Genomic DNA, 17,032 nt, shown 5'->3' on the forward strand with positions numbered 1-17,032 from the left:
CCCGGTCCAAATTCTTGGCGATCAATGTCCGTCGACGCTCTCGACCGCCTTGCCGATGGCCGAGGTCAGCGTGGCGGAGGCCTGGCGGCAATAGTCGACGTAAACGGGCGTGGTGCGGAAGGCCGCGCCGCGCGGGCGCTTGGCGTCGACGGCGATCTCGGCGAAAGCGCGTCCCGGCCGAGCCGCCATCACCACGATGCGATCGGAAATATAAACGCTTTCGAATACCGAATGGGTGACGAACACCACCGTCCAGCCAAGCTCTGCCTGCAGGCGCATCAGATCGTCGTTGAGCTTCTGGCGGGTGATTTCGTCGAGCGCCGCGAAGGGCTCGTCCATGAGGAGGAGCTTCGGGCGGGTCACCATGGCCCGGGCGATGGAGACGCGCATGCGCATGCCGCCGGAGAGTTCGCGCGGATAGGCCTGCGCAAAGGCGGTGAGGCCGACGCTGTCGAGGGCCTGCATCACCTTGTCCCGGACAGCCTTTCGCGACACGCCCTTGAGCCGCGACGGCAGCCAGACATTGTCGAACACGCTGGCCCAAGGCATCAGCGTCGGCTCCTGGAAGACGAAACCCACGTCGCGGGAATGGTCGGTGTCGCCATCGGCCCAGGAAACGCTGCCGCTCGAGGCCGCGCCCAGCCCGGCAATGATGCGCAGTGCCGTCGATTTGCCGCAGCCCGAGGGACCCAGCAAAGAGAGGATCTCACCCTGGCGGATGTCGAGATCGAGATGCTGGAGCGCGGTGGTGCCCGAGGAGAAGGTCTTGCCCACGTCGCGCAGCGAGACGACGGTCGGGCGGCCGGAGGATAGCGTCAAGGCATAGCTCCCGCGGAGAGGGGCTGTTCCTGGGAGTGCGGACGTCGCAGCGACATGCCTGGCATGTCGCGACGTCCGCTCTTCCTTTCTGCATTCTCGGCGTTTCCAAGAGCGGACGTGGACGTCCGCGCTCCCGGGAAATGCACTTTATTGACCATGCTCACTTCTTGATCAGGTCGGAACCGACATTCTTGTTCACGAATTTCAGCGTATAAGCCTTCCTGAAGTCGAAATCGGGCTTGTAGAGGCCGACGGTGACCATCTTGTCGAAAAAGGACTTCATGTGCTCGTCGGTCATGGCGCCGATGCCGTTTTTCTCGGCGTCACCTGACATGACGATGCCATAGGCCTTCATCTGCTTGACGGCGAAGGCGAGGTTCTCGTCGGTCATGTCGGGATTGTCCTTCTGGATCGCCGCATTGCCGAGCTTGTTGTCGCCGTAGAGATAGGTGGCCCAGCCGATCGCCGAGGCGTCGACGAATTTCTGCACGACGTCAGGCTTGGCATCGATGATGTCCTGGCGGGTGACGATCAGGGTCGAATAGGTGTTCCAGCCCTGGTCGGCGATCAGGAAGACATTGGGCTTGAAGCCGCCGCCCTTTTCCACCTGGAGAGGCTCGGACGCCACATAACCTTGCTGCACAGATTGTTTGTCGGCGATGAAGGGCCCGGGATTGAAGTCATAGGGCTTGACCACCTCGTCGGTAAAGCCGAAAGCCGCCTTCATCCAGGCATAGCCGGTGGCCTGGAAATCGGGGCCGATGAAGATGGTCTTGGCCTTCTTCAGGTCATCCCAGCTATCGAGGCCGACGCCGGGATGCGTCATCAGGATCTGCGGGTCCTTCTGGAAGGTCGCAGCCACCGCGACGAGGGGAACGCCCTCCTTGGCCGCCGAGAAGACCTCGACGAGATTGCCGCCCATATAGAAGTCGTTCTTGCCAGCAACCAGGGCAGTGGCGTTGTTGGCGGTCGGGCCACCCTGCACGATCTCGACGTCGAGGCCGAACTTCTTGTAGGTGCCGTCGGCCACGGCCTGGTAGTAGCCGCCATGCTCACCCTGCGCCAGCCAGTTGGTGCCGAAGCGCACTTTCACCAGTTCCTCGGCATAGGCGCCGTTCAAGCCGGCAAAAACCACGGCCGTTGCTGCAAGCACGGCGGTCTTGAGCATGCTGTTCATTCCTGTCGCCTCTGTTCGGTTCGTCTTGCGAGTTTCTGGTATCGGATTGCCGCAACGCCGACGCACGATTGTTAGCGCCAATTCAAGCTTGCACAAGTCGTGATCACGATTAATTTTGCGCCGGCCAGATTTTCGGAGACCCGTCATGCTTCGCGCCATCACACCGTCCTCGCTGCGTGCGCCCTTCGCCCGCTACAGCCATGCTGTGGAGGTGCCGGCCGGCGCCCGCATGGTGTTTTGTTCCGGCCAGCTCGGCATCGGCCCGGACGAGTCGATTCCGGAGGGTGCGGAAGCGCAGGCCAGGCTGATCTTCACGGCGATCGAAGCGATACTGGCCGAGGCCGGCATGGCGCTCGCCGACATCGTCAGGATCAATGCCTATGTCACCGGCCGCGAGCACATGGCCGGCTATATGAAGGCCCGCGATGCGGTGGTCGCCGACCCGCCGCCTGCCTCCACCCTGATGATCGTCTCGGGCTTCACGCGTGAGGAATTCAAGGTCGAGGTGGAGGTCGTGGCTGCAAAGGCGTGAGAGCCGAGAGCGTTTTGCGATTTGGTGGTGACGCCAAGAATCGCAAAGACGCTCCAGCCAATCCGCTGGGGATTGGCTTGGAAACAAAGAGTTAGAGCAAACAAGCGTTTCCGTCTAAACGCGCTTTGCTCCAGGGGGCAAGGGGACTTGTCGCCGAGCGGTATAAGCCCTTGTGATTTTTGATCGGTGTGGAACAATGCCGACAGGTGTCCTGAGGTCGCAGAAGGCCAGCCAGCACAGGTGGGGGCGCCAGACAAGGGGACCGAAAGCATGGACCACCCTATCCGGCGCCCCGCATGCTGAATCTCGATCCCTATCTGCTTCGCGCCTTTCTCTCCGTCGCCGAAGTGGGGACGGTGAACGGTGCGGCGCTGTCGCTGCATCGCACGCAGGCCGCGGTCAGCATGCAGATCCGCAAGCTCGAGGCCCTGGTCGGCTCGGACCTGTTCGAGCGTAGCCCCAAGGGGCTGACGCTCACCGCGGACGGGCTGCTCCTGGTGCCCTATGCCCGTGAGATCCTCACCTTGACCGACGAAGTCGGCAAGCGCCTGAATGGCCGGCAGATCGAGGGGCGCATCCGCCTCGGCGTGGTCGAGGATTTTGCCGCTACCCGCCTGATCGATATTCTCCGGGATTTCCGCGACAAGAATGCCCGTGTCGACATCGACATCCTGGTCGAGTCCAATGCGCGCCTGGCCGCCATGCTCGAGAATGACGAACTCGATATCGCGGTGTGCGATACCAGCCGCTGCAGCCGCAAGCCGGCGCATGTCTGGAACGAATATCTGCACTGGGTCGGGCGTGCCGATATCGAGTTCACGCCGGACATGCCGCTGCCCGTGATCATGTTCGTGGAGAGCTGTCCCTGGCGGGGACCGGCCATGGCGACGCTGGCTACGCGCAACCGCAACTGGCGCATCGTCTGCGAGGCTTCGACCCTGGTGGCGATGGCGACGGCGGTGCGCGTCGGCATCGGCATCGGTCCGATGATCGCGGCGACGATTCCCGAGGGTTGCCGCGCCCTCGACAAGTCGATCGACATGCCAGGCTCGGCCCGAATCGACATCGGCCTGTACGTTCGCAGCGGCGCGCGCGAGGAATCGCGCTTCCTGGCCGATTTCGTGTTGCGCCAGGTCGAGCTCGGCCACGCCTGAGCTGTTTTCAGTGACCGACCCGAGCTCGACAAAGTCGCCACGAAAAGTCGAGCTCGGCCACGCCTGAGCTGTTTTCAGTGACCGACCCGAGCTCGACAAAGTCGCCACGAAAAGTCGAGCTCGGCCACGCCTGAGCTGTTTTCAGTGACCGACCCGAGCTCGACAAAGTCGCCACGAAAAGTCGAGCTCGGCCACGCCTGAGCTGTTTTCAGTGACCGACCCGAGCTCGACAAAGTCGCCACGAAAAGTCGAGCTCGGCCACGCCTGATACCGATCCGGGCGAGTGTTTTGTCATCCCCGGCCGAGCGAAGCGAGGGGAAGGGGATCCAGGGGCCGCAGTAGAATCTCTTGGCCCCTGGATCCCCTTCCCGAGGCCTGTAGCCTCGCCGGGGATGACAAACAGACACTCAGTATCTTCTGTATGAGATAATCCGTTTCCCCCGGGGAGCATTCAGCAACGCTTATACCCTCACGCGAATTATCCGGCTACCGCAGCCTGCCTTTTTCAGGCCCCTTGGCCTCGTACCGAGCCTGTCCATAACAGTCGATCCACGACGAGGGCATGGTGACGGCTACCGAGGGGAAACATCATGGTCGAATTGTCGCGCAGGAACCTGCTCGCTCTCATGGGTTCGCTGAGCCTGCCCGTCTTGCTGGGGCAGGCCGCACCGGCCCGGGCGGCTGGCACCAAGCTGACGGCCGTCGAATGGGGCGGCGATGTCGTCAAGGCGATGAAGGAAATCGCCGCGCAGCAAAGCGCCGTCGATATCGATTGGGTGCTGCACCAGGGCGGCGCCGCCGCCATCCTGCCCAAGATCAAGGCGATCTGGCCGCGCACCGATTTCGACTATGTCGCCGGCTGGGAAGGCTCTTTCAACTCGATGATCAAGGAAGACTGGCTGGAAACCGTCAATCCAGCCGACATTCCCAATCTCGCCGATATTCCCGCTAAGATGATCATCAAGAACGACAAGGGCGGCATCATGGCGGTGCCGCGCGCCGTCGGCGGCATGTATTTCGGCTATCGCACCGACACCGTGCCGATGCCTGTCACCAAGATCGACGACCTGTTCGACCCCAAGCTCAAAGGGGCGATCTGCTGGCCCGGCCCGACCCAGAGCATGATGCTGCAGATCGTGGCGCTGGCCCTGCATGGCGGCGGCGACGAGAAGAACATGGAGCCGGGCTGGAAGCTGATGGCGGATCTCGCCAAGTCCGGCAATATCGGTCGCATCGCGGTGACGGATGTCGACTTCACCAATTCCTTCACCGCAGGCGAGACCTCCGTCGGCTTTTTTGCAGAACCGAGTTGGGCGGCGGTCGCCAAGAATTTCCCGGTGACCCGCCTGACCAAGCAGAAAGGCATGGCGACCTTCCTCTATCAGAGCGGTTTTGCCGTCCTGAAGAACCGGCCCAATCTCAAGGCAACGCTGGACTTCATCAATTTCGCCATCAGCCCGGCGATGAACACGCTCTACGCCAAGGTCGCGGGCGAAGCGCCTCTCAACGCCAAGGCCGAGAAGCCCGAGAACCTCAAGCATCTCATCTTCACGCCAGCCGAAATGGACGAATTCGTCCATGTACCCGACTACAATGTGGTGCTGTCCAACCAGGATGCCTGGGCCAAGCGCTGGGAAGCCGACATCGCCCCGTTGCTTTGAGGTTCTCAACCCTCCCCTGGAGGGGGAGGGGCGGCCTGAAAGGCCGGGGTGGGGTGACTCCTTTTATGGGACCCCGAGATCTCGCCGGCAAATACCTTGAAGACGTGGCGTCAGATCAACCCCCCCCGACGCTTCGCTTCGACCCCAGGCACTTCCAAGAGGAAGTGCCGACCCCCTCCAGGGGAGGGTGTCGTCAGCGCCTATGCCGTTTCCGCCCCTCTGCTCAGCCGGGGCAGGTTGCAGGAGGATATCGCCTTGTCGTCCCAAGCCGTCCCGACCACCAGCGCGGCGACGCCATCCCCCAATCGCGGCGCGATGCTGCTGCTCTTGCCGGCGCTTGCTGTCTTCGCCCTGATCTTCGCCGCTCCGTTGATCGACTTGGCTTTGGAGAGCTTCCGTCAATTCGTGCCGGGTCGCATTGGCTCGGCAGCGGATTCGCCCTTCGTGCTCGACAATTATCGCGAACTCGTCAGCCCGTCCTTCGCAGGCGTGCTGATGGAGACGTTCCGCATCAGCGTCGCCGCCTCGCTGGTCGGCATGATCATCGCCTTCCCGATTGCCTATGGCGTCGTGCGGCGCTTTTCCAAGCGCTGGCGGGTCGCCTGCATCGGTCTTATGATCACGCTGGTGCTGCTGTCCATGCTGGTGCGAACCTATGCGCTGGAGCTCACCTTCGGCTCGGTCGGCATCGCCCGCCCCCTCTTGACCCTGCTCGGCATAGCGCCGACCAGCCGCTGGTATATCGAGACGCTGGTCGGGGCCGGGCTCTTGCATGCGGTGATCCCGATCAGCGTGCTGACTTTGATCGGCACGGTGCAGAATCTCGATCCTCGCCTGATCGATGCCGCACAGTCGCTGGGTGCGCCCGCATGGCGGGCCCATCTCGACATCACCCTGCCGCGCAGCCTGCCGTCGCTGGTCTCGGCCTTCCTGGTCTCGCTGACCTTCTCGATCAGCGCCTTCGTCATTCCGATGGTGCTCGGCAAGGGGCGGGTGCTGTTCATCTCCAACGTGATCTACAACCGCTTCAGCGACGTCTCCAATTATCCCAGCGGCGCCGCCGTTTCGATCACCATGCTGATCCTGACCCTCATCGTCGTCTATCTGGTCTCGCTGGTGCAGCATGGCCGGAGGCAACGCGCATGACCGCCGAGGGCAAGACCAAGCTGTGGGGCGACCGTGTCGCCATCTCCACCACGAACATCGTGATCGGGCTAGGCCTGGCTTTCCTGATCGTGCCGTTGCTGGTGGCGGGGCTGCTCGCCTTCGACGCCCGCGACTATCTCGGGCCGCTGCCGCCGCCCGGCCTGTCGCTGCACTGGTTCGAAAAACTGTTCTCGCAGGATTATGTCGTGGCGGGCCTGAGCACCAGCCTGGAGATCGCGGTGCTGGCGACCCTCGTCAATGTGGTCATCGGGACCGCAGCGGCGGTGGGGCTCGACCGCGGCGACTTCCGCGGCAAGGGCGTCATCATGGGGGCCTTCCTGTCGCCGCTGATCGTGCCGGCGGTGGTGACGGGTTTCGCCCTCCTGCTCTTCCTCTCCAAGATTGGCGTGATCAGCGGTTTTCCGCGCTTGCTGGCCGGGCACATCATCATCACATTGCCCTATGCGCTGCGCGCCACGCTGGCCAGCCTGGTCGGCCGCGACAAGCGCTTGACCGAAGCGGCCCTGATCCTGGGCGCCACGGAGCGGCAGGCCTTCTGGAGCGTCACACTGCCGCTGATCCGCACCGGCATCGTCACCGGCGCCGTCTTCACCTTCGCCATCTCGATGGACGATGTTGCCGTCAGCCTCTTCCTCACCGATCCCACCACCTACACGCTACCGGTGGCGCTGGTGAGCAATATGCGGGCCTCCTTCGATCTCACCATCGCGGCCGCGGCCGTCCTGCTCGTCGGCATCACGGCCATCCTCATCATCATCCTGGAACGGCTCGTCGGCTTCGATCGCCTGATCGGCCAAGGAATGTTCAGGTAACGACCTACTCTTCAAATAACGGGAGCGAGACATGGCGAACTCCGTGGAATTCATCGATGCCGTCAAGCATTTCGGCGATGTGACGGCGGTCGACGGCGTCTCGTTCTCGATCGCCGGCGGCGAGACCGTTGCCCTTCTGGGACCGAGCGGCTGCGGCAAGACCACCATTCTGCGCATCATCGCCGGCTTCGAAAGGCCGGATGCCGGCACGGTGCGCATCGCCGGCGAGGATGTCACGCGGCTCAAGCCCTATCAGCGCAATGTCGGCCTGCTGTTCCAGCATTATGCGCTGTTTCCGCATATGACCATCGCCGAGAACATTGCCTACGGGCTGCGCTATCGCGGCTGCCCGCGAAACGAGATCGACGACCGCGTTGCGCAGATGCTGGAACTGGTGCGCCTACCGGATTTCGGCCATCGCAAGCCCCATCAACTCAGTGGCGGCCAGCAGCAGCGTGTCGCCCTGGCGCGCGCCCTGGCGACGCGGCCCGGCCTGGTCCTGCTCGACGAACCGCTGTCCGCCCTCGATGCCAAGCTGCGCCAGGAATTGCGGGCCGAACTCAAGCAGGTGCTCGCCGCAGTCGACGCCACCACCATCGTGGTCACCCACGATCAGGAGGAGGCGATGAGCCTGGGCGAGCGTGTCTTCGTGATGAAGAGTGGCAGCATCGTGCAGGAAGGACCGCCGAACGAGGTCTATGGCAAGCCCCGCTCGCGCTTCGTGGCCGAGTTCATGGGCAGGGCCAACTGGTTCCGTGGCCGCCTGGAAGCCCAGGGCAACGGCCTTGCCGCCTTCGTCGGTGCCAACGGCCTGAAGCTGGTGGTCTCGACCCCGCACGATACGGCTGGGCGGAGCGAGGTCGATCTGTGCGTGCGCCCCGAGAGCATCGACCTGATGCCGCTGCAGGCGGCGGCTCTTTCCAGTGAGCGCAACCGCATCCCGGGCCAGGTACTGGAGGTGACTCCGCTCGGTGCCATGCGGCAGATCCTGGTCGAATTGCAGGGCGGCGGGCAGGTTCTCGCCGTCCAGCCCAACCGCGGCGGTGACGTGCACGGCCTCGGCCAGCCGGTCATCGTCGGGCTGCCGGCCGAAGGCTGCGTGGTCGTGCCGGTTGCAGCCTGAGCCATTTCCTCCAACCAGAACAAACCATCCAAGGAAAGGACCGACATCATGATCCTACGCAGTCTCCTGCGGGCCGCCACCCTGACGGCCGCCCTGTTTGCCGCGACCGTCGCGGCCAAGGCCGACGCACTCGACGACATCACCAAGGCCGGCGTGATCAATGTCGGCGTCTTCGGCGACTTCCCGCCCTTCTCCTCGGTCAACCCGGATATGAGCCTGAAGGGCTATGACATCGACGTCGCGCAGATCCTCGCCGACGGCCTGAAGGTCAAGCTCAACCTCGTCAGCGTGACCGGCCAGAATCGCATTCCCTTCCTGACCGAAAAGCGCGTCGACCTCTTGATGAGCGTCGGCTACAGCGCCGAACGCGAGAAGGTGGTCGATTACGTATCGGCCTATGCGCCCTATTATATCGCCGTGATCGGCCCGCAGGCCCTCAAGGTGGCCGGAAAGGAAGACCTCGGCGACAAGACCATTGCCGTCAATCGCGGCACGCTGGAGGACACTTCCCTCACGGCGGTGGTGCCGGCTTCCGCCGATGTTCGCCGCTTCGACAATTACAATTCGGTGATCCAGGCCTTCCTCTCCGGCCAGGCCCAGGTGATGGTGGTCGGCAACGACGTCGGCTCGCAGGTGCTGGCCAAGCGGGTGGATCTCAAGCCCGAGCAGAAGTTCCAGCTGCTGTCTTCGCCCGATCATATCGCCATCAACAAGAACGAGCCCCGCCTCAAGCAGGCTCTCAATGACGCCGTCGCCAAGCTGCTGGCGGATGGCAAGCTCAACGAGATCTCGGTGAAGTGGTTGCAAAAGCCGCTCGATCCCAAGGATCTCAAGGACTGAGCGGTTCTCAGAATTGACCCGCACGTCATTGCGAGGAGCACTGCGACGCGGCAATCCAGGGACCTGGATTGCTTCGCTCCTCTCGCAATGACGACGCCTCATCGTTCAGGCATCAAGGCCGTTGGTGCGCCCCGGCTTTGAAGGGAAGGGCACGGAAATGGGCAGTAGTCTCGACTTCGGCTGGCTCGGCGCCGCGCTTGCCGCGATCGCAAGAGGCGCCGGGATCACGATCCTGATGATCCTGGTCTCGGCCGTGTTCGGCCTGTTCCTCAGCGTTCTGGGTGCCGCCGGCCGGCGCAGCCGCCATGCGCCGGTCCGCTATCTGGTGACTGTCTATGTGGAGTTGATCCGCAATACGCCGTTCATCGTGCAGATGTTCTTCATCTTCTTCGGGCTGCCGAGCCTCGGCATCCTGCTCAATCCGCTGATGGTCGCCATCGTGGCTGTTACCATCAACCTCACCGCTTATGGCATCGAGATCGTCGGCGCCGGCCTCGACGCCGTCTCGCGGGGGCAGAAGGAGGCGGGGCTGGCCCTGGGCCTGCGACCACGGCAGGTCTTCGTCAAGATCGTGCTGCCTCAGGCCCTCAAGGTGATCTTTCCGGCCCTCAGCAGCCAGATCGTCATCATGATGCTGGAATCGGCGGCCGTCTCGCAGATCGCGGTGAAGGAACTCACTTATGAAGCCGATCTCATCCAGGCGCGCACCTTCCTGCCCTTCGAGACCTATCTGGTGGTCGCTTTGATCTATCTGGTGCTGAGCATCGTCCTGCGGCGTCTCCTGCAGTTCGGCGGCCGGCGTTTCCTGTTCGGAGGTCTGGCATGATCGAGTTCACCTTCTGGGACATCGCGCGCAATCTGTTGCTGGCAGCCCGCTGGACCGTGCTTCTCTCGATCGTCGCCTTCATCGGTGGCGGCCTGGTCGGCCTCGCCATCCTGATCGCCCGCATCGACAGCCGCAAATGGCTGAGCCGGCCGGCCGAATGGTATATCGGGCTGTTCCAGGGCACCCCGCTCCTGCTGCAGCTCTTCCTGGTGTTCTTCGGTCTGCCGCGCATCGGCCTGCGCATAGACCCCTGGCTGACGGCAGTGCTCGGCCTGACCTTGTGCGCCAGCGCCTTTCTCGCAGAGATCTGGCGGGGCGGCGTCGAAGCCTTGCCGCGGGGCCAGTGGGAGGCGAGCGCCAGCCTTGGCCTGCATTACTGGCGCCAATTGCGCCTGATCGTCCTGCCCCAGGTCCTCTCGATGACGCGCGCCCCGACCGTCGGCTTCCTGGTGCAACTGGTGAAGAGCACGGCGCTGACCTCGATCATCGGCTTCGAGGAATTGCTGCGCACGGCCAATGCCATCAACAACGCCACCTTCCAGCCCTTCATCGTCTATGGCTGCGTGGCGTTGATCTTCTTCGTGATCTGCTTCCCCTTGACGCGCTACGTCGATGCACTGGAAAGGCGCGGGGTGTAGGGGCACTCCTGGAACGCCGGTTTCCAGCTGGCCCTATCCAGCCAAGGCCAGCTCTACTGCAGCCCGTTCCACCTCCAGGAGCGGCGCCAGCACCTTGTAGGCCTTGGTCTTGACGCCCGGCTGCATGACCAGGATCACCGTTTCCGTGCCTGGGCAGGCGGCATCGCCGCATTGGATTTCGCTGACGGAGATGGTGGTCTCCTCGCCGAGGCCCAGGATCTCCCGGGCCATCTGCTTGATGGCGGCTGCCCTGTCGCGCTCGGCCTGGCTGGATTTGCGGAACAGGCCGAACATCGCCTCAGGCAGCTCCGGGCAAAGTGAGGATGCCGGCAGCGCCATCCTCGGCGCCGAGGGCGAGCTGGGCTCCTGTCTTGTCCCAGGCCAGGGCTGTGATGCCCGATCCGGGCATGGCACGGCGCACCAGGATTTCGGAGGCGTCGGTCAGGCGGCAAAGCAGCACGCAGCCGTCCTCATAGCCGAGCGCCAGCACCAGCGCCTTGGGGTGGAAGGCCACCTGCGTCACCTTGGCGTGGCGGATACCGCATTCGCGCGGAGCCTTACCCATGGGACCGTCCTTGCTCTGGAACGGCCAGACGATGCCGGCATCGGCGCCGGAAGTTGCCAGCCAGTTGCCGTCATGCGACCAGGAGAAGGAGCGTGTCTTGGAGGGATAGCCCGACATGCGCATGTGCTTCTTCTCGGCCACAGTCCAGCCATGGAGCGTGTTCTCCTGCATGGAGGTGACGATGAAGCGGTTGTCGGGCGAAATCGTGATGTCGAGGTGGCTGCCCTTCCATTCGTAGAATTCGGGGGCAGCGCTCGAATTGGGAAACCAGGCGGATACGCCATTGTAGTGCGCCACGGCGAGGCGGTAGCCTTTGGGCATGAAGGCAAGGCCCCGCACGCTGGACGGCGCCGTCCACTGCTTCACAGTACCCTTCTCGTCGCGGGCATAGACGGCCTTGCCCGCCGACCAGGCCGTCGCGCCTCCTGCGGACACCGCCACAGCGTCGATCCATCTGTTGCCGGCCTGCCCGATCTGGCCGATCTCGCCATTGGCGGAGAGGGCCATGATTCGGCCGTCATCGCCGCCGGCGACGAGTGTGGTGGCATTGGCGGTGACGGCCAGCAGGCCGGCATCGCCGAACAGGGCGTCGCGCTTCTCTTCGCCGATCTCCGCCCTGAGCACGGTGCCGTCGGCCAACGCAAAGACAGGCGTGCGGCCAAGCCAATGGCAGGCCAGCACATGGCTGCCGGCTTCGATCGAGGTGACGCTCTCGGACAGGGAAGGGAAGGTGGTGGTGTTCAAGGGAGACTCTTGGAACTTACACCCTCCCTGGAGGGGGAGGGTCGACGCGTAGCGTCGGGAGGTGACGGGTCCGGGTGGGCGGTGAATTCGTCCCACCCCAGCCTTCAGGCCGACCCTCCCCCTGCAGGGGAGGGTATACGATCACGCCGCGCAGGCGCGGAAGCCCTTTTCGAGCTCGTCGCGGTTGAGATTGTGTCCGATGAAGACGAGACGCGATTCTCGCTTTTCGTCCGGCTTCCACTCCCGCTGGAGGTCGCCGTCCACGATCATGTGCACGCCCTGCAGCACGAAACGGCGCGGCTCGTCCTTGAAGGAGAGGATACCCTTCCAGCGCAGCAGGCTCGGCCCCTCGCTCTGGGCGATGCGGTCGATCCAGGGCATGAACTTGGCCGGATCGACATCGCCATCGATCTTCAGCGACAAGGACTGCATGGTCTCGTCGTGATAGTGCTTCAGTCCGTGGTCATGGTGATGATGGTCATGGCCATGGTGATGGTCGTGATCATGGTCGTGCTCGTCGACCTCGAGGAAAGCGGGTTCCAGGTCCAGGATGCGGTCGAGGTCGAAGGCGTTGCGGCCGAGCACATCTGAGATCGCCACGTTGGAACGGGTCGCCTTGTGCAGCTTGGCATAAGGGTTGAGAGCGCGGATGCGCATCTCGACCTCATGCAGTTCGGGCGCAGTGACGAGGTCGGTCTTGTTCAGCACGATGACGTCGGCGAAGGCGATCTGGTTCTTGGCCTCGGGGGCGTCCTTGAGGCGATCCTTGAGCCATTTGGCATCGGCCACGGTGACCACAGCGTCGAGGCGGGTCTTTTCGGCGACATCCTGGTCGACGAAGAAGGTCTGCGCTACCGGCGCGGGATCGGCGAGGCCCGTGGTCTCCACCAGGATGGCGTCGAACTTGCCCTTGCGCTTGAGCAGGCCGTCGATGATGCGGATGAGGTCGCCCCGCACCGTGCAGCACACGCAGCCATTGTTCATCTCGAACACCTCTTCGTCGGCGTCGACGATGAGGTCGTTGTCGATGCCGATCTCGCCGAATTCATTGACGATGACGGCATAGCGCTTGCCATGGGGCTCGGTCAGGATCCGGTTGAGCAGGGTGGTCTTGCCGGCGCCGAGATAGCCGGTGAGAACGGTGACGGGAATCTTGTCGGACGTCTTGCTTTCGGAAGCAATCGTGTCGGCCATGGCAATCTCCGGAGCGCGGACGCACTCTTCAGCAACGGATAGGCGCACGGCCGGGTGCGCATTCGTCCCAGCCGCATTCGCTCAGCCTTATATTGGATTGATGGCCCGAGATGTAAGCCCCAAAGCGCGCGATTCTTGATGCTGCGTTCAAAGGCCTCGTGCGCCGGCCCGTTTCTGCTCAGGACGGACCGGGGTCATCCGCGCCGAAGGGAGGCAGGCCTTGCATCAGGCGGGTGAGGCGGCTCTCGGCAAGGACCAGCCGTTTGATCTGGTCGCGCATCACCACGAGCGCAACGGAGGGCAGTTCGGTAAGGAGATTGACGAAAATGTCCTTGGCGATCTTCAGGGTGCCGAGGTCAGTGGCCGCCACCACCGTGGCCGAACGAGGCAAGCTGCCTATCAGTCCCATCTCGCCGATGATGGAATGCCGCTCGGTCGTGGACAGGTGAAAGCTCTCGCCCTCATGTTCCATGAAGGCGTCGGCGGTGCCCGAGAGGATGACATAGGCGGCATCGGCGACATCGCCCTGGCGAAACAGGGTCTGGCCTTGTGCGAACGCCACGTGTTCGCAGGTGAAGGCGATCAGCTTCAGGCGTGGCGTGTCCAGGGCCGCGAACATCGGCACGTCGCGCAGGGCCTGGACCTCGGGCAAGTCATCGATCAGCGTCTCGGGCACGGCTTCCTGGGGCGCCGTCGGCGCGGATACCCGGGTCACCGCTTCGATGCGGTTGCCACGGGTCGCAACCACGACATCGAACGAAGTCCGCGCCGTGTCGTCCCGCGTGGCGACGATGAGGGTACACCCGGCCATGCGGCGGCGCGCCGTCTCCAGGATGAGGGCGCGCTGGCCTTCCGGAAACATCAGGTCGGGCTGGTCGAGGATGAGGATCTTCGGGCGTTTGATGAGACAGCGCGCCAAAGCAAGCGCGCATTTGTGGGCCGGCAGCAGCAGGCGTCCGCCGGGGCCGGCCTCCTGATCGAGGCCGAGCCGGTAGATGACAGGCTCGAGCCCGCAATCCTGCACGACCTTGCGCAGGGTGGTCATGACGCGCTCTTCGGCGCCGGCCATCGCATGGTCGATGCGTCCGAACAGCAGATTGTCGCGCAGCGGTGCGGCGGGGCAGAGCCGGTCGGGCGCGTAGAATTCCAGCTTTCGGACGAACCGGGCGGGATCGAGGGCCATGATCTGCCTGCGGGTTCGCACGATCGTCTCGGCGAGGGCATCGGTCACCAGCCCAAGCCAGTGGCGGGTCTCGACATAATTGAGCGCCAGCATGAGCAGGCTTTTGCGTTCGGTTGGTGCAAGGGTGCCGGTGCCTCGTGCGCCGGCGCGGGCGACAATCTCGGCAAAGTGCGGCAGATCGCTCGAAGAGATGAAGGAAAAGCGCTCGAATGCGATATGGTCTGCGGCGATCTGCGAGAAGACTTCCACCATGGTCGCGCTGATTTTCAGTCCCAGGTCGGCGAGGCTGCGATCGAGTCCCTGCTCGGCCAGCAAGGCGGCGATCTGCGGGTCGTCGATCAGGGCCTCGATGGCGCCTTCGGCGGTCGGCACGCCGAAGAACAGGTTCTCGCCCAGGGTGGCATAGGGGTTGAAGCAGGCCGGATCGAAAGGCTCGATCAGCTCAGCCAGATGCGTCGCTTCGAGTTCCCGGATGAGCTGCCGGCGGCAGGCAACGAGGCGTTGGGCAAGCTCGGGATCGGGCTCGACGGCGAATTTGCGGGCAAGGCCGAAGCCATAGACAGCCTCGGCGAGGCCGACCTCGGCCAGCAGGTTGACGATAAGCTGGTCGAGTTCCCGCGAATCGGTTGCCCCGGCCCTGCTCAGATCAACGACGCTCGCACTCGCGCCAACAGGTTGGTTTAGCAGGCTGTAGACGATGTTATCGCGCAGCGAACGCCCAAAAATGCTGCAATCGGGACCGAGATAACCGAGATTTTCCCCGATCCAGTCTGCAGGCAGGGCGGCGATGTCCTGTCCGGCAAAGCGTACCCTGCCGCTGAATTCCGTCAGGCGGCGCGCCAGAACCTGGGCCAGGGCGATGAAGCCCTCGCCGCGGGAGCCGGTGAACAGCACGTGCGACCCCAGCGGCAGGGTGAGATTGGCGTTGTCGAGGAGGACGTCGCCGCTTGGCGCGTGGATCCGCAGGGCTTCGACGGCGATGGAGCCGCCGGACGTCAGGTCGGGGGCCGCTCTGGTGGGCCGAGGCAGTTCGGCCAGGGAGAACTGCTCCAGGATCTGCTCATATTTGACCTCGACGTCCTGGCGCTGCTGGTCCCAGTCGATCAACTCCTTGATGGGCGGTGGCAGGTCGCGATAGGCCGCGATCACCGCCACCAACTGGCCGATGTCCAGCGAACCGCGCAAGGCGAAATAGCCGCCCAGCGCGTAGAACAGGAAGGGCGTCACCTGCGCCAGCACGGAATTGATGAATTTCACCATGAACTTCCGGCCATAAAGGCGATAGCGGATCCAGAAGAGCTCATCGAGAATGCCGACGATCCTGTGCCTTTCGTAGGCAGCCGTGCCATGGTTGCTGACCTCGCCGATGCCGTCGACGATCTCGCCGACATGACCGGCAAGCGAGCGTGAGCGTGCCTGGCGCTGGCGCCCGAGCCTGAGCTGCTCGCGCCGCAGCCGCGGGATGATCAGGCCCTGGACCAGCACCATGGCCGCAGCGAGAAGGCCAAGCAGGGGACTTTGCAGCAGGATGAAGCCGAGGGCGGTGAGAGCCTGGCTGCCAAGAAAAGCGGGTTGGATATAGGCGTCGCCGACGAAGCCGCCGATCGGCTCGACCTCGTCACGGATGATGGTAGCGACCTCTGCCGAGCGAATCGTGCGGATGGCTTCGGGCCTGAAGCGCAGCAACAGGTCGAAGAGATCGAGGCGCAGGCGACGCAACAATTCCTCGCCGAGCTTGCCCTTCTGCATGTTGATGACATAGCGAAAAGCACCGTTGACCAGCACCAGCAGCATGAAGACGGAGCTGAGCACCATCAGATAGGCGATGCGGGAGAAGGTGACGCCTGCATAACTCAGCGTGCCGCCGCCCAGAAAGGCCGGCAGGGTCAGGCTGAGGGCGAAAAGCGGCGCCTCGGTAACTTCGTGCGGGAAAGCGCGACCCTGGATGGCATCGTTGACGATGCTGCGGGGCAGGTCGAGCGACAGAAAGTAGAACGGCAAGGAGAGCAGGACCGCGACCAGGATAATGATCTGCTGCCGCCGGCTGTTGCGCCAAATATAGACAAACAATGGGGGGAGCGTCTTGCCATCCGCCGCCGGCTCGATGGACCCCCGGCCGGGCGCCTCGGCCTGGATGCTCGGCATGGGCTCTTGCTTCACCGCTCCCTCGTACCAATAGCGCACACGACTTGAGTGAGGTGGTCTTCGGTCGGTGCCTGAAGTCAAAATACCGGGAAATACGGATAATTGTAATCGAAATACTTATCGATTGAAGTTGGTGTGACGGACGGGGCGCGGCGAAACATTCATATCTACTCTTTGCCAAGGAAGAAGGAGGTTACGAGTGGCCGGCTCAAAAGACGCTTGCTGTGCCCCTATGCGCCGCCTAGAATAAAAACGTGAGCAAAATCCTGCGTTTGGAGCAGGAAGATGTATTTCCTTCCACCTGGCGTCGCTCGATCCATCAGAACATGGAATTGGATCTGGTCTGGCGCCGGCCGGCTATCGCGGCCATGGGCGGGGCGGTGGGCCCGCATTATCTCTGGCGGATCGTCCTATGGTGTGCGTCGGGTGCGGTCTTGAGCTGACATCGGTCT

Annotated in this window: 16 protein-coding genes; 10 read left to right on the top strand and 6 right to left on the bottom strand. The window is 63.5% G+C overall.

From position 1 onward, the window contains the following. Positions 1-21 precede the first annotated feature (21 nt). Entirely contained in the window at positions 22-819 is a 798-nt protein-coding gene (locus ACN6KF_RS01275) for an ABC transporter ATP-binding protein (protein WP_434955089.1), read from the bottom strand. Positions 820-979: 160 nt separating this feature from the next. Next, positions 980-1,996 (bottom strand): ABC transporter substrate-binding protein, encoded by a 1,017-nt coding sequence (locus ACN6KF_RS01280; protein ID WP_434955090.1) that lies wholly within the window; start codon positions 1,994-1,996, stop codon positions 980-982. 145 nt (positions 1,997-2,141) lie between these two features. Between ACN6KF_RS01280 and ACN6KF_RS01285 the strand changes: the two genes are divergently transcribed. From ACN6KF_RS01285 to ACN6KF_RS01325, 9 genes are all read left to right on the top strand, one after another. Then, the gene (locus ACN6KF_RS01285; protein WP_434955091.1) at positions 2,142-2,528 is read left to right on the top strand and encodes a RidA family protein; all 387 of its coding nucleotides are present in this window, start codon (positions 2,142-2,144) and stop codon (positions 2,526-2,528) included. Between the two features lie 296 nt (positions 2,529-2,824). Continuing rightward, positions 2,825-3,682 carry a LysR substrate-binding domain-containing protein gene (locus ACN6KF_RS01290; protein ID WP_434955092.1) on the top strand — a complete coding sequence of 286 codons (858 nt, stop codon included), beginning with the start codon at positions 2,825-2,827 and terminating at the stop codon, positions 3,680-3,682. Between the two features lie 590 nt (positions 3,683-4,272). Further along, positions 4,273-5,343 carry an ABC transporter substrate-binding protein gene (locus ACN6KF_RS01295; RefSeq protein WP_434955093.1) on the top strand — a complete coding sequence of 357 codons (1,071 nt, stop codon included), beginning with the start codon at positions 4,273-4,275 and terminating at the stop codon, positions 5,341-5,343. A gap of 255 nt (positions 5,344-5,598) precedes the next feature. After that, positions 5,599-6,489, top strand: coding sequence for an ABC transporter permease (locus tag ACN6KF_RS01300; RefSeq protein WP_434955094.1), 891 nt, complete (start codon positions 5,599-5,601; stop codon positions 6,487-6,489). Further along, entirely contained in the window at positions 6,486-7,322 is an 837-nt protein-coding gene (locus ACN6KF_RS01305; protein WP_434955095.1) for an ABC transporter permease, read from the top strand. Before ACN6KF_RS01300 ends, ACN6KF_RS01305 begins: the two co-directional genes overlap by 4 nt. 31 nt (positions 7,323-7,353) lie before the next feature. After that, positions 7,354-8,445, top strand: a complete 1,092-nt coding sequence (locus tag ACN6KF_RS01310) for an ABC transporter ATP-binding protein (RefSeq protein ID WP_434955096.1) — start codon at positions 7,354-7,356, stop codon at positions 8,443-8,445. A 48-nt stretch (positions 8,446-8,493) separates the two neighbouring features. Then, positions 8,494-9,285: a transporter substrate-binding domain-containing protein gene (locus tag ACN6KF_RS01315; RefSeq protein ID WP_434955097.1), complete on the top strand. Its 792-nt coding sequence runs from the start codon at positions 8,494-8,496 to the stop codon at positions 9,283-9,285. 157 nt (positions 9,286-9,442) lie between these two features. Continuing rightward, the gene (locus ACN6KF_RS01320; protein ID WP_434955098.1) at positions 9,443-10,111 is read left to right on the top strand and encodes an amino acid ABC transporter permease; all 669 of its coding nucleotides are present in this window, start codon (positions 9,443-9,445) and stop codon (positions 10,109-10,111) included. After that, entirely contained in the window at positions 10,108-10,749 is a 642-nt protein-coding gene (locus ACN6KF_RS01325; protein ID WP_434955099.1) for an amino acid ABC transporter permease, read from the top strand. The genes ACN6KF_RS01320 and ACN6KF_RS01325 overlap by 4 nt, the downstream gene beginning before the upstream one ends. Before the next feature lie 33 nt (positions 10,750-10,782). On the opposite strand, the gene ACN6KF_RS01330 is transcribed toward ACN6KF_RS01325, so the two are convergent. From ACN6KF_RS01330 to ACN6KF_RS01345, 4 genes are all read right to left on the bottom strand, one after another. Then, complete coding sequence (locus tag ACN6KF_RS01330; protein WP_434955100.1) at positions 10,783-11,043, bottom strand: hypothetical protein; 261 nt, start codon at positions 11,041-11,043, stop codon at positions 10,783-10,785. Positions 11,044-11,047: 4 nt separating this feature from the next. Next, positions 11,048-12,058 carry a WD40 repeat domain-containing protein gene (locus ACN6KF_RS01335; protein WP_434955101.1) on the bottom strand — a complete coding sequence of 337 codons (1,011 nt, stop codon included), beginning with the start codon at positions 12,056-12,058 and terminating at the stop codon, positions 11,048-11,050. A gap of 141 nt (positions 12,059-12,199) precedes the next feature. Then, on the bottom strand, positions 12,200-13,252 hold the full coding sequence (locus ACN6KF_RS01340) for a CobW family GTP-binding protein (RefSeq protein ID WP_434955102.1): 1,053 nt from the start codon (positions 13,250-13,252) through the stop codon (positions 12,200-12,202). A 178-nt stretch (positions 13,253-13,430) separates the two neighbouring features. Continuing rightward, complete coding sequence (locus ACN6KF_RS01345) at positions 13,431-16,580, bottom strand: cyclic nucleotide-binding domain-containing protein (protein ID WP_434955103.1); 3,150 nt, start codon at positions 16,578-16,580, stop codon at positions 13,431-13,433. Positions 16,581-16,834: 254 nt separating this feature from the next. Between ACN6KF_RS01345 and ACN6KF_RS01350 the strand changes: the two genes are divergently transcribed. After that, a complete protein-coding gene (locus ACN6KF_RS01350; protein ID WP_434955104.1) occupies positions 16,835-17,023 on the top strand; it encodes a hypothetical protein in 189 nt (62 codons plus the stop codon). The last annotated feature ends 9 nt before the right edge of the window (positions 17,024-17,032 follow it).

Source organism: Labrys methylaminiphilus subsp. lupini (assembly GCF_051161885.1).
Lineage (GTDB): Bacteria > Pseudomonadota > Alphaproteobacteria > Rhizobiales > Labraceae > Labrys.